General features: G+C 69.4%; 9 protein-coding genes. 8 read left to right on the forward strand and 1 reads right to left on the reverse strand.

Annotated elements, in window-relative coordinates:
• The first annotated feature begins 11 nt into the window (after positions 1 to 11).
• The 8 genes from D7316_RS25635 to D7316_RS25670 all read left to right on the forward strand — a co-directional run bounded on the left by D7316_RS25635 (position 12) and on the right by D7316_RS25670 (position 12,339).
• Complete coding sequence (locus tag D7316_RS25635) at positions 12 to 3,647, forward strand: ATP-dependent helicase (protein ID WP_232017080.1); 3,636 nt, start codon at positions 12 to 14, stop codon at positions 3,645 to 3,647.
• Positions 3,640 to 7,032 (forward strand): ATP-dependent helicase, encoded by a 3,393-nt coding sequence (locus D7316_RS25640; protein ID WP_124710764.1) that lies wholly within the window; start codon positions 3,640 to 3,642, stop codon positions 7,030 to 7,032. The genes D7316_RS25635 and D7316_RS25640 overlap by 8 nt, the downstream gene beginning before the upstream one ends.
• 42 nt (positions 7,033 to 7,074) lie before the next feature.
• The gene (locus tag D7316_RS25645; protein ID WP_124710765.1) at positions 7,075 to 8,145 is read left to right on the forward strand and encodes a potassium channel family protein; all 1,071 of its coding nucleotides are present in this window, start codon (positions 7,075 to 7,077) and stop codon (positions 8,143 to 8,145) included.
• Positions 8,145 to 9,077, forward strand: coding sequence for an NAD(+) diphosphatase (gene nudC, locus D7316_RS25650; protein WP_124710766.1), 933 nt, complete (start codon positions 8,145 to 8,147; stop codon positions 9,075 to 9,077). The genes D7316_RS25645 and nudC overlap by 1 nt, the downstream gene beginning before the upstream one ends.
• Before the next feature lie 58 nt (positions 9,078 to 9,135).
• Positions 9,136 to 9,420 carry a mycoredoxin gene (locus tag D7316_RS25655; RefSeq protein ID WP_124710767.1) on the forward strand — a complete coding sequence of 95 codons (285 nt, stop codon included), beginning with the start codon at positions 9,136 to 9,138 and terminating at the stop codon, positions 9,418 to 9,420.
• Between the two features lie 49 nt (positions 9,421 to 9,469).
• Entirely contained in the window at positions 9,470 to 11,506 is a 2,037-nt protein-coding gene (locus D7316_RS25660) for an ATP-dependent helicase (RefSeq protein ID WP_124710768.1), read from the forward strand.
• Positions 11,507 to 11,650: 144 nt separating this feature from the next.
• Complete coding sequence (locus tag D7316_RS25665) at positions 11,651 to 11,887, forward strand: hypothetical protein (RefSeq protein ID WP_124710769.1); 237 nt, start codon at positions 11,651 to 11,653, stop codon at positions 11,885 to 11,887.
• A 161-nt stretch (positions 11,888 to 12,048) separates the two neighbouring features.
• Positions 12,049 to 12,339, forward strand: coding sequence for a WhiB family transcriptional regulator (locus D7316_RS25670; RefSeq protein ID WP_124710770.1), 291 nt, complete (start codon positions 12,049 to 12,051; stop codon positions 12,337 to 12,339).
• A gap of 26 nt (positions 12,340 to 12,365) precedes the next feature.
• Here D7316_RS25670 and D7316_RS25675 read toward each other — a convergent pair whose 3' ends face one another.
• Positions 12,366 to 13,682, reverse strand: a complete 1,317-nt coding sequence (locus D7316_RS25675) for an ABC1 kinase family protein (protein WP_124710771.1) — start codon at positions 13,680 to 13,682, stop codon at positions 12,366 to 12,368.
• Between the last annotated feature and the right edge of the window lie 20 nt (positions 13,683 to 13,702).

Consider the following 13,702-nt stretch of genomic DNA (forward strand, 5'->3'; position numbering starts at 1 on the left):
TCCATAGGGACATGGCCAGACGCAGCACCGCACACCCCACGGGTGAGACGCGGACCGCACGCGTTGCTGCCGGCGCCGGTCAACCGGCCCGATCGGGCGGGGGCACCGCGCTGCGCACTCGGCTGATCGCGACCCGCGCGGCCGACGACCGCGTGCGGATCTGGCCACCGGACGTGCAGGCGGTGATCGGCGGGGCAGCGGCCGCCGATCCCGGACAGCCGTGGTCGCCGGTGCGGGTGCACGGCGGGCCGGGTACCGGGAAGACATCGTTGATCGTGGATGCGGCCGTCTCGCGGCTGCTACGGCCAGGGGTGGACCCCGAGTCGGTGCTGGTGCTGGCGTCCTCGCGGCGGGCGGCCGCGTCGTTGCGTGAGGAGATCGCCCGGCGCGTGCTGTCTGCCGGCGCCGGGAGCGGAGCGAGCGGGCCGGGTGGAGCCGGCGCCGGGAGCGGAGCGAGCGGGCCGAATGGAGGTGGCGCCGGGAGCGGAGCGAGCGGGCCGAATGGAGGCGGCGCCGGGAGCGGAGCGAGCGGGCCGGCGGATGACGCGGAGAGTCGTGCGCTGCGGGAACCGTTGGTGCGCACCGTTCATTCGTACGCGTTCGCGATCCTGCGCTTGCAGGCGTCGGTACACGGCAATCCGCCGCCGCGCCTGATCACCGGCTCCGAGCAGGACATGGTGCTGCGGGAACTCCTCGCGGGCGACATCGACGACGGCGCCGGGTACTGGCCGGAGCGGCTGCGGCCGGCGCTGGGGACCGACGGGTTCGCCCAGGCGTTGCGCGACCTGATGATGCGGGCGGCCGAGCGTGGGGTCGGCCCGGAGGAGCTGTCCGCACTCGGCCGGAAGCATCGCCGGCCGGAGTGGGTGGCGGCCGGGCACGCCTATGCCCAGTACGAGCAGAACATGCTGTTGCGGGGTGTGGTCGGGGCGGACGCGCCGGGCGCATCGGCCCCCGCGGTCGACGCCGCGGAGCTGGTCGGCTCGGCCTTGTCGGCGTTCGCCACCGATCCGGATCTGCTGGCCGGGCAGCGTCGTCGCATCCGACACCTTCTCGTCGACGATGCACAGCACCTCGATCCGCAGGCGGCCGCGCTCGTGACGCTGATCGGCACCGGTACCGACTCGACGATCATCGCGGCCGACACCGACCAGTCGGTGTTCGGCTTTCGCGGTGCCAGCCCGCGGTTCGCCGACGGGCTCGTCGAGGCCGGGTCGTCGCGGGACATCGTGCTGGATCAGGCTTTTCGGAATCATCCCGCGATCGCCGCGGTGGGTGCGGCGTTGGCCGGACGTCTGCCGGGTGCACGGCCGCACCCGTTTCCGGGCCCGGTCGCCGGGACCGGCGACGCGACTTCCGATGACGGTGCCGCGCCGGACGGTGCCACGCTCGACGGTGCCGAGGTCAAGGTGTTCAGTTCGGGGGCCAAGGAGGCCACCGCCGTCGCCGACCTGCTGCGGCGTGCGCATCTCTTCGACGGCGTCCCGTGGTCGAGGATGGCGGTGATCGTGCGGTCGGTGCCGCTGGCATTGCCTGCGTTGCGTCGGGCATTCCGCTCGGCCGGGGTGCCGGTCACCACGCCGACCAGCGATCTGCCGCTGCACCGGCAGCGGGCCGTCACCGCGCTGGTGCAGGTGTTGCGGGTCGTCGCGGCACGGGAACTCACCGATGACGACGCGGTCGAGGCGTTCGGCGTCGACGATGCGGTGGCCCTGTTGTCCGGACCGATCGGGGGAGCGGATCCGGGAGCGATGCGTCGCCTGCGGCGAGGTGTCCGTCGGTTCGACGAGCGCGCTGGGGGTGGGGCGGCCACCGATTCGCTGATCGCGTTGCGCCGCGCGATCCTCGACGGCGACGAGGCCGCTCGTTATCTGGCGGCGTTGTCGGATGCCGAGGCGCGGCCGCTCGTGCGGGTGCTGGACGTGGTGGAGGCCGCCGATCGGGTGCATCGTGCGCGGCGCGGCGTCGAGGAAACCCTGTGGGCCGCTTGGCAGGCCACCGGGTTGGAGCGCCGCTGGGCGGCGGGTGCGATCCGCGGCGGTCCGGCGGGGGAGCAGGCCGATCGTGACCTCGATGCGGTGATGGCGATGTTCGAGGCGGTCGCCAACTTCGCCGACACCTTGCCGGCCGCCGGGCCGGCGGGGTTCGTGCGCTACATCTCGGCGCTGCAGATCCCCCGGGACAGCAGGGTGGCGGGGTCGGCCGCCGACGCGGTCACGGTGCTGTCGGCGCATGCCGCGGCGGGCCGGGAGTGGGATGTCGTCGCGGTGGCGGGTGTGCTGGACGGGCTCTGGCCGTCGCTGCGCAGTCGGGGCAGCGTGCTCGGTACGGGGCAACTCGTCGATCTGCTCGACGGTATGGACCCGGACGCGTTGGACACGGTGGCGCGGACGACGTCGGCGCTGGCGGACGAGCGCCGCCTGTTGCTGGTGGCCTGTACCCGGGCTCGACGTCGGTTGCTGGTCACGGCGGTGGAGGACGGTGGCGGGGATGCCTCGCCGTCGCGTTTCGTCGGCGAGATCGCCGAGGCGATCGCGCGGTGGCGCGGTGGGCCGGTCGCCGACTCCGATGAGGTGTCCGACGCGCAGATCGTCGAGCCGCCACTGGATCCCGGGGTCGACCGGGTGTTGTCGCTGCCGTCGTTGATCGCGACGTTGCGGTCGGCGGTGGTGGCCGGCGCCGGGAGCGGCGCGGACGAGCTCGACGCGCGGACCCGGGCGGCGGCGGAACTGCTTGCCGAGCTTGCGGATTCGGACATACCGGGTGCGTCGCCGAAGGACTGGTATGGCCTGGCCGGTCCGAGTACCGCGGCCGCGTTGTGGACGCCCGACCGTGGTCCGGTGACGTTGTCGCCGTCGAATGTCGAGGCCTTGACCCGGTGCTCACTGCGGTGGGTTCTCGAACGTCATGGTGGCCGGGACGGCGACGGGACCCCGGCGCTGACGGGCACGTTGGTGCACACGCTCGTCCAAGCGGTGGCCGGGCAGATCGAACCCGCCGAGGTGACCGCCGCCCTGCGCGGTATCTGGGATCGTGTCGACACCGGCGCCGCATGGTATTCGGTGCGGGAACTCGAGCGCGCCGAGGCGATGCTGACCAATTTCCGTGACTGGCTGCGGATGTCCCGCGACGATCTGGCCGAGCTCGGTGTGGAGGCGGAGATCGATGCGACGGTGCCGGCGGATTCCGGCGCCGACGGTGCCGAGGACCCGGATGCCGCGGACGTGCCGGTGCGGTTGCGTGGCCGCATCGACCGACTCGAGCGCGACCGGCAGGGGCGGCCCGTGGTGGTCGACGTCAAGACCGCGAAGACCGCGATCTCCAAGGCGGATGCGCAGGATCACGCCCAGCTGGCCACCTATCAGCTCGCGCTCGCGCTGGGCGGCGTCGAGGGAGCGAACACCGAGCCCGGCGGCGGCCGCCTGGTGTACGTGTCGGCGGCCAACCGGAACACCGGCGCCACCGAGCGCGCCCAGGATGCACTCACCCCCGACCGGGTCGAAGAGTGGATCTCGGTGGTGCGCAAGGCCGCTCGGGCCAGTGTCGGACCGGATTTCGCGGCCACCCGCAACCCCGGGTGTGCCCATTGCGCGTTGGTGACGAGCTGTCCCGCACAGCTGCGCGGCAAGACGGTGATCGATGACTGACCGTGGGGGTGATCCGATGATCTCGGCGGTGGCGCTGGCCGCCGCGCTCGGACTGCCACCACCGACGCCGGAGCAGGTGTCGGTGATCGAGGCGCCGATGGAGCCTGTGCTGGTCGTTGCGGGTGCGGGTGCCGGCAAGACCGAGACCATGGCGTCGCGGGTGGTGTGGCTGGTCGCGAACGGTCTGGTCGCGCCGGACGAGGTGCTCGGTCTCACCTTCACCCGCAAGGCGGCCAGTGAGCTCGGGGCGCGAATCCGGCGGCGTCTGTCGATGCTGGCCGGGTCGCCCGCGCTGCGTCATTGGGATCCCGACGGAACCATCGCCGCCCGGCTCAGCGGCGGTGACCCCGAAGTGGGTACCTATCACGCGTATGCGGGCCGCCTGATCTCCGACTACGGACTGCTGCTGCCAGTGGAACCCAATTCGACCCTGCTGTCGGAGACCGAGCTGTGGCAGATGGCATTCGCGGTGGTCGCGAACTGGACGGGCGAGCTGAACACGACGAAGGTGCCCGCGAGCGTGACCGAGGCGGTCCTGAAGCTGTACGGCGAGATGTCCGAGCACCTCGTCGATGTCGCCGATCTGCGACGTGCGGGTGATGATCTGTATCGGCTTGTCGACACGTTGCCGAAGGGACCCCGGCAGCGCGACACCCCGACTCAGGCGCTGCTGAAGGTCCGGGACGTGATAGATGAACGGCGCGAGCTGATCCCGATGGTGGAGGCGCTGGCGGAGACGATGCGTGCCGCGACGGCGCTGGATTTCGGCAGTCAGATGTCGCTGGCCGCGCGGCTTGTCATGCAGAATCCGGAAGTGGCCGACGCGGAGCGTGAATCGTTCCGTGCGGTGCTGCTCGACGAGTATCAGGACACCGGGCATTCACAGCGGATGCTGCTGGCCACGCTGTTCGGGGTCGCTCCCGCCGGCCCTCCCGGGACGGCCGGCGCTGCGAGCGGTGCCCGGCCGGGCATCGCCGTCACGGCGGTCGGCGATCCGATCCAGTCCATCTACGGGTGGCGCGGCGCGTCGGCGGCCAACCTGCCCCGGTTCACCGACGACTTCCGGCAGTCCGATTCCTCACCGGCTGTCCGGCTGGAACTGTTGACGAGTTGGCGCAACGCCGTGCACGCCCTGCGGCTGGCGAACGAGACGTCGGAGGAACTGCGTCGTCGCGGTATCCCGGTCAGCGTGTTGCGGCCGCGGCCGGACGCCCCGCTGGGCACGGTGCATCTGGCCCTGACCGACACCGTCGTGGACGAGCGGAGGTGGATCGCCGATCACGTCGAGCAGCATTACCGGTCCGCGGAGGCTGCCGGCGAGGCACCGCCCACCACGGCGATCCTGGTGCGGCGCAACGAGGATTCGGCGCCGTTGGCTGCCGAGCTGGAGAGCCGGGGCATCCCGGCCGAGGTCGTCGGCATCGGCGGGCTGCTGCACGTGCCGGAGATCGAGGACATCGTCGCCATGTTGCGGGTCATCGCCGACCCGATGGCCGGGACCGCGGCGATGCGGTTGTTGACCGGCGCCCGATGGCAGCTCGGCGCCGGTGACCTGGCGGCGTTGTGGCAGCGGGCCCGCGAGCTCGCCGTCGTCGATTTCAACGCCTCGAACGGCGTGGTCGCGACGCGTGCGGAACTCGATGCGGCGCTCGACGCCGTGTTGCCGACCGAGATCGTCGACCGGGCCGGGATCGCCGATGCCATCGTCGATCCCGGTGATGCGAGCCGCTACAGCACAGAGGGTTTCGCACGAATCCGCGCGTTCGGCGGACAGCTGGAATCGCTGCGGCGCCGGATCGGTCAGCCACTGCCGGAACTGGTCGCCGACGTCGAGCACACGATCGGCGTGGCCGTCGAGGCGCAGATCCGGGCCCACCGGATGCGTGGCGCCATCACCGGCCGTGAGCACCTCGACGCGTTCGCCGATTACGTGACGACCTACGCGGACCGGCCGGGCGCGAATCTGCCCGGGCTGCTGGGCTTTCTGGACACGGCGGAGACCATCGAGAAAGGGCTGGAACCCGGGCGGATCGAGGTTGCCGAGCAACGGGTGCAGATCCTCACCGTGCACGCGGCGAAGGGTCTCGAGTGGGATGTCGTCGTGTTGCCCCATCTGAGTCAGGGCATCTTCCCGGGTGGCCGGGCCGACACCACCTGGCTCGGCAGCGCCAAGGAACTGCCCGCCGCGTTGCGTGGCGACCTCGCCGACGGGACGAACTCCGAGGGTTTCCCACCGCTGGATCTGCGGGCGGTGTCGGATCGCAAGGAGCTCGAGGCGGCATTGACCGAGCACAAGGAGGCCATCGGGCGGCGCCGGCTCGAGGAGGACCGCCGGTTGCTCTATGTGGCGCTCACCCGCGCCAAGCAGGCGCTGTTGATCTCGGCGCATCACTGGTCGGAGACGGGGGACAAGCCACGGGGCGGTTCACTGTTCTTCGACGAACTCCGCACGATCATCGCCGCCACTGTCGCCGATCCCGCGGTCGATTCGTCCGGCATGGTCATCGACGTGGACGCGCCCGAACCCGCGGCCGACGCGAGCAACCCGTTGGCCGAACAGGTGGTCAGCGCGGCGTGGCCGCGCGACAACCTGGGGGAGCGTCGGACCGCGGTCGCCGCCGCCGCGCAGCTGGTCCAGGATGCGATCGCGGAACGGGACGCGCCCGCCCTGTTCGACGCCCCGGCGCCACCCGACGACCCGATCGGCGACGAGGACGACGAGATCGCCGCATGGCGTGCGGAAGTGGCCGCGCTCCTCGCCGAACACCACATGACCAATCAGGCCGAGATCGATGTGGAGCTACCGACACATCTGTCGGTCAGTCAGCTCGTCGAACTCGACGCGGACGAGGCGGCATTCGCCCGGCGCCTGCGCCGGCCCGTTCCGTTCCAACCCAATCCGACGGCCCGGCGGGGCACCGCCTTTCACGCCTGGGTCGAGCGTTGGTTCGGTGCGACCCGGTTGCTCGATGTCGATGAGCTGCCGGGTGCCGCCGATGCGACGGCGACGCCGGACGCCGATCTCGAGCAGCTGCGTGAGGCGTTCCTGGCATCGCGCTGGGCCCAGCGCAGCCCGACGGAGGTGGAGGTGCCGTTCGAGACGGTGATCGGCCCGACGGTGATCCGCGGGCGGATCGACGCCGTGTTCGCCGAGCCGGACGGTGGATGGTTGGTGGTGGACTGGAAGACCGGGTCGGTACCCGAACCGGCGCGCCGTGAGTCGCTGTTCGTCCAGCTGGCCGCCTATCGGATCGCCTGGGCCCAACTCGCCGGCGTCCCGCTCGACAAGGTGCGGGCCGCGTTCCACTATGTGCGGTCGGGTCACACCCTGGAACCGGACGATTTGCCCGACCGTGCGGCACTCGGCGCACTGCTCGCGAAATGAGCTACATTCGGCACTTGTGAAGAGACGTCAGGCGGGATGCTGATGGCGAAGCGTGGCTTTCGTCGTCGCCTGCGTGGTGAGGAACTCTACGACCGGCCCGACTACGCGTTGGTGGGCGTCGTCCGGATTCCCGAGTTGCAGCAGAGCCCGGGACGCGCCATCGGCAAGCGGGTGGTGTTCGCCGTCGTCGCGCTGTTCGCGACCGCGATCATCGTCTATCTCGACCGTGACGGCTACCGGGATGTGCAGGACAACCCGCTGTCGTTCCTCGACGCGATGTACTACTCCGCGGTGACCCTGTCGACCACCGGCTACGGTGACATCACGCCGTTCAGTCCCTCGGCCCGATTGATCAACCTGCTCATCATCACCCCGCTGCGTGTGCTGTTCCTGATCGTGCTGATCGGCACCACACTGGAGGTGCTGACCGAGCGGTCCCGACAGGCACTCAAGATCCAGCGGTGGAGGAACAGCGTGCGCAACCACACGGTCGTCATCGGATTCGGCACCAAGGGCCGGACCGCGGTCGACGCCATGATCGGCGACGGCATCAAGCCGGCCGAGATCGTCGTCGTCGACGCGAACCCGGACGTTCTCGAGGCGGCCGCCGCCGAGGGCCTCGTCACGGTTCGTGGTGACGCGACCAAGTCCGACGTGCTGCGTCTGGCCGGGGTGGCGCATGCCTCGAGCATCGTCGTCGCGGCCAACCGTGACGACACGGCGGTCCTGGCCACGCTGACCGCCCGCGAGCTCAATCCCCGCGCGAAGATCGTGGCCTCGATCCGTGAGTCGGAGAACACCCACCTGATGCGCCAATCCGGCGCCAACTCCGTGGTGGTGTCGTCGGAGACCGCGGGCCGGCTGCTCGGTATCGCCACCATGACCCCGTCGGTGGTCGAGGTGATCGAGGATCTGCTCACGCCGGATGCCGGGTATGCGATCGCCGAACGCGAGGTCGATCCCACCGAGACCGGCGGCTCGCCGTCGCACACGCGCGACATCGTGCTCGGGGTGGTGCGCAACGGCGTCCTGCACCGTGTCGATGACAGCGAGGTGGAGCAGATCGAGGTCGGCGACCGACTGCTCTACGTGCGGAAGGGTAATCAGGACTGATGTCGATGTTCTCGCTGGACCAACCACCGGTGCTGTCGCGGGCGACGTTCGACCGTGCCGACGAGGTCCGGGACGACCCGGCCCGCATGCTGTCGGGATGGGCGACCGCCCGGGTCCTGCAGATCGACGGCAACGGCCGTTACCCGGTGACCGAAGACGGCGCGCTGCACTGGATCGCCGCCGCCGACCTGGGGGCCGAGCCGGTGGCCGATGCGGTGTTCCTCGGCGTCTCCGGGACGGATCTGTGGACCCGCCGGGTCGACCACATCGACGGCCCCACCGACGATCCCCGCCGTGGTGCGCACGGGCTCGACGCGGACGAGGCCGGCCTGCTGACCACTGCGCTCGGGATCTTGAATTGGCATGCGACGGCTCACTTCTCGCCGGTGGATGGATCGCCGTTGGTCCCCGCGCGCGGTGGCTGGGTCCGACGGCATGTGGAGACCGGCGTCGACGAGTTCCCCCGCACCGACCCGGCCATCATCACCGTCGTACACGACGGCGGCGACCGGGTCCTGCTGGGCCGGCAGTCGATCTGGCCCGACGGGTGGTACTCGACGCTCGCCGGGTTCGTCGAGCCCGGTGAGTCGCTCGAACAATGCGTCCGGCGTGAGGTGCACGAGGAGGTCGGCATCACCGTGTCCGATCCCCGGTATCTGGGCAGCCAGCCGTGGCCGTTTCCGCGGTCGCTGATGCTCGGGTTCGCCGCCATCGGCGATCCGGACGAGCCGCTGGCCTTCCTGGACGGTGAGATCGGGGACGCTGCCTGGTTCGACCGTGCCGAGGTCCTCGACGCCCTCGAGCAGGGGACCGAGTGGGTGCGCGCCGACGGCTCCGTCGGCACCGGCACCGACGAACGTCGGCTCCGGCTGCCGGGGTCGATCTCCATCGCGCGGTCGCTGATCTCCGCCTGGGCGTATTCGGAACCCTGACCGGCCCTGATCTCCCCTGACCGGGAACAGTCGGGCGATTCGTGCTGTTATGGATGTCATGAGCAATGTGATCGACGACGACGCCTCTGCCCGGGTCTCCGAGACCGGTGAGTTGACCATGTACACCACCAGCTGGTGCGGCTACTGCGCGCGGCTGAAAACCGGGCTGAAGAGCCTGGGGTTGTCCTGGCAGGAAGTCGACATCGAGCTGAACCCCGATGCGGCCGAGTTCGTCGGCAGCGTCAACGGCGGTAATCACGTCGTCCCGACGGTCCTCTACGCCGACGGCACCACGGCCACCAACCCCTCGATCGCCGACGTGAAGGCGAAGCTCGGCGTCTGACGCGTCCTCGCGATGTGAGCGTGTCGGCGGGCGGTGGCATAGTGAACCGGTGCCCGATCCCCACCGCGTCCTCGACGGTCTGGACCCCGAGCAACAACGGGCGGTCCTCGCGCCGCGGGGACCGGTGTGCGTGCTTGCCGGTGCGGGAACGGGCAAGACCCGGACCATCACCCGTCGCATCGCGCATCTGATCGACAGCGGCCAGGTCAACCCGGGACAGGTGCTGGCCGTCACCTTCACCACCCGGGCGGCAGGCGAACTCCGTGCCCGGCTCCGGTCCCTGGGCATCGCCGGTCCCGGCAATTCCGTTCAGGCACAGACATTTCACGCCGCGGCACTGCGTCAGTTGCGGTATTTCTGGCCGCGTGGTCTGAGTTGGGAACTCCTCGATCACAAGCTCCCCGTGGTCGCGCGGGCCGCCGACCACGTCGGACTCACGACCACCACCGAGTCGCTGCGGGATCTGGCATCGGAGATCGAATGGGCCAAGGGGTCGCTGATCGGCCCCGCCGACTATGCGTCGCGCGCCGCCGCCGAGGCCCGCGACACCCCGTTTCCGCATGACGTGGTGGCACGGGTGTTCGACGGTTACGAGACCGCCAAGCGCAACGGTTCGCACCTTCTGCTCGACTTCGACGACCTCATCATCTACGCGGGTGAACTGCTGCGCGAACCCGCTGCGGCAACCGACTTCCGTTCGCGCTACCGGTGTTTCGTCGTCGACGAGTATCAGGACATCACCCCGGTGCAGCAACTGTTGCTCGACGCCTGGCTCGGCGAACGGGACAACCTGACCGTGGTCGGGGATGCGAACCAGACGATCTATTCGTTCGCCGGCGCCACCGCGAGGTACCTGTTGGAGTTCACCCGACGCTATCCCGACGCCACACTGGTCCGGCTCGAACGTGACTACCGCTCGACACCCGAGGTGGTGAGCCTCGCCAACCAGGTGATCGGGGCCACCGCGGAACGATCACCCGGCACCCGTCTCGAACTCATCGGACAGCGGCCCCGCGGGCCGGTCCCGAGACCGGCCGAGTTCGCCGACGACCTGCGCGAGGCGAGCGGCGTCGCCGCACAGGTCAAACACCTGATCAACGCGGGCACCGCACCGTCGGAGGTCGCCGTGCTCTACCGCGTCAACGCGCAGTCCGAACGGTTCGAAGAAGCGCTCACCGGGGCGGGCATCCCGTATCAGGTCCGCGGATCCGAGGCGTTCTTCACGCGGACCGAGATCGTGCAGGCGATGCGCAAACTCGCCGCCACCGCGGAGCGCGACGATCTGCCTCACGACGTCGACGCCACGCGGGTGGTCCGCGCCGTGCTCGCGCCACTCGGTCTGAGCGAATCCGAGCCGGCCGGACCACATGCCAAGGCGCGCTGGGAGTCGTTGCGCGCGTTGATGTCCGTCGTCGACGAACTGGTCGCCGACGAACCCGGCATCACTCTGCAGCGGCTGGTCACCGAGCTGACGCTGCGGGCCGAGGAACGGCACACGCCGGGTCAGGCGGGTGTCACCCTGGCGTCGTTGCACGCGGCCAAGGGACTGGAATGGGATGCGGTGTTCCTCGTCGGTCTCACCGAGGGGTCGGTGCCCATCACGCAGGCGGTCGAACGCGGCGACGATGCGATCGAAGAGGAACGTCGGCTGTTCTACGTCGGCATCACCCGCGCGCGCGAGCATCTGTACCTGTCGTGGAGCCTGTCGCGGTCGGGGGCCGGTCGGGCCACCCGACGCCGTACCCGTTTTCTCGACGGCATCGATCTCGACCCGCGCCGCAGCGGCCGGTGCACGGTGTGTGGTGCGGAGTTGGTGAACCCGGAATCGCGGGTCCGGGGCAGATGTGCGAGTTGCCGGATCGAGGGCCGCGACGAAGGTCTGATGTCGGCGCTGCGCACCTGGCGTGCGGACCGTGCGCGACGACGAGGCGTCCGCGAGGGTGCGATCCTCACCGATGCGATGCTGGACGCGATCGCCGAGCAGCGGCCGGCCGATGTCGGATCCCTCGTCGCGATCCCGGGCATCGGTTCGGTGAAGCTCGAGGAGTTCGGTGACGAACTCCTCGAGCTCGTGAAGCGCCGCTGAGTGGAGTAAGTGCAGGTCAAAAATGGGTTGTGCGATCTCGCGCGCACCGCCTACCCTGGATTCGTCAGCACGGGGTGCTACTCGCTTGTCCGTAGTGAGTCGCCTCAGATGTGGAAGCCATCGAGCACAGGAAGGAGCGGATCAGTGAACGGAATCACCATTCAGGCCGGCGTCAGCCCGGCTGTGACGACCACGCCGTATGCGGCCGAGCTCATCGAAGCGTCTTTCCGTCGCGACCGCTCCTGGGTCCAGGAGACCCATGTGCGACCGATGGCCGGCCATCTGGCCGTCGCAGCGGTAGCGCTCGTCGGCCCGGCATCCGCCGCAGCGCGAGCGCAGCAGCGGTTCCCCGTGCAGATACGAAGTCTGCGGAGAAGTTAACTCCGCATCATTCGGGCCACGGGCGAATCGCAGACGCGAACCCGTGGCCCTTGTTGTAGATATCGGTGGAGGTCTCATCTCCCGGAGATGAGCACCACCAGATCACTCCACATCGAGGTCTCGGGTTCACACACCCAAACATGAGCAGATGTGGAGAGCAGATGACTGTCGAATGCGTTCTCGAATCCTGTCTTTCGGCGGACCGCGTGTCGGTCGGCGGCCTTGACCTGCCCTGTCAGGTGGCCGACGCCGATCTGTGGTTCGCCGAGGACCCCCGAGATCTCGAGCGTGCCAAGGCGATGTGCGCCGAGTGCCCCCTCCGGGAGGCCTGCCTGCAGGCCGCCCTCGATCGTGCCGAGCCCTGGGGGGTCTGGGGCGGCGAGATCTTCGAACGGGGTGCGGTGATCGCGCGGAAGCGTCCGCGTGGTCGCCCTCGGAAGAACGTCGCGTGATTGCGCGAAGGGTGCCGCGGGCGGGCTCAGTCGGCCAGCCCCGGCACCCACTTCTCCATGATCGCCCGATAGGGTGCGTTGGCCTCGAGTTGTGCCGCGATGCCCACGCAGCCCGCCAGCACGCGGAACACCATCACATAGTTCTTGGGCACGTTCAGATTTCGTGACGTCTTGTACACGTCGCCACGCACGTCGGTGGCCTTGCCCGCGGCGCGCTGCATCCACTTGCGGGTGAAGTGGAACGACTCGGTGTACAGCGGATCGACGTAGGGCTTCAGGTAGGCCTCGATGTCGGCCGCGCTCACCCGATCGGCGTGGGACCGACGGATGAAGTCGGTCCGTACCATCAGCTCTTTGAGCTCTTCGTACTGTTTGTCGCGCGCCAGTCGCAGGATGGGTCCGGTCTCCGGTGGCAGACCGTTGGGATAGTGGCCCACCGCGCCGAAGTCGAGGATGCCGAACCGGCCGTCGTCCATCAGGAAGAAGTTGCCCGGATGCGGATCACCGTGCAACAGTCCGACGCGGAACGGTGAACTCACCTCGAAGGTGGCCATCTTCGCGGCGGCGTTGTCGCGCGTCGCCTGATCGCCCTCGGCGATGATCTTCGACAGCCGGGTGCCGTCGAGCCACTCGGAGACGACCACCTTCGGCGCGCTCGCGACCACTTTCGGGACCACGAAGTCCGGGTCGCCGTCGAAGGCCTTCGCGAAGGCACGTTGATTGTCGGCCTCGCCGAGGTAGTCGAGCTCGGCCTCGGTCCGGTCGATGAGCTCGTCCATCATCGCCTTGACGTCGGTGCCCGGCGAGAGCTTCTGCAGCAGCCCCGACATCCGGGACAGGGTCTTCAGGTCCGCCTTGAGTGCGTGGTCGGCGCCCGGGTACTGCACCTTGACGGCCACCGTGCGACCGTCCGACCAGGTCGCCTTGTGCACCTGGCCGATGCTCGCCGATGCGGCGGGCTCGTCCGAGAACTCACGGAAGCGCTCGCGCCACTTGGTGCCGAGTTGCTGGTCGAGCACCTTGTGCACCTTCGACGCCGGCAGCGGCGGTGCTTCGGCCTGCAACTTGGTCAGCGCCTCGCGAAACGGCTCCCCGAACTCGTCGGGAATCGCGGCCTCCATGATCGACATCGCCTGGCCGACCTTCATGGCGCCGCCCTTGAGCTCACCGAGTACGGCGAAGAGCTGTTCAGCGGCCTTCTCCAGCATCTCCTGCTGGACTTCGTCCTTGTCCTTACCGACCATGCGTTTGCCGAGGCCGGCCGCAGCGCGCCCGGCCATACCGATGGGCAGCGACGCGAGTTTCGCATTGCGTCGTCCCTGCCCCCGAGTGATGTCGCTCATAGCGTCCTTTCCCCGACTTC

The organism is Gordonia insulae (assembly GCF_003855095.1).
GTDB classification, from domain to species: Bacteria; Actinomycetota; Actinomycetes; order Mycobacteriales; family Mycobacteriaceae; genus Gordonia; species Gordonia insulae.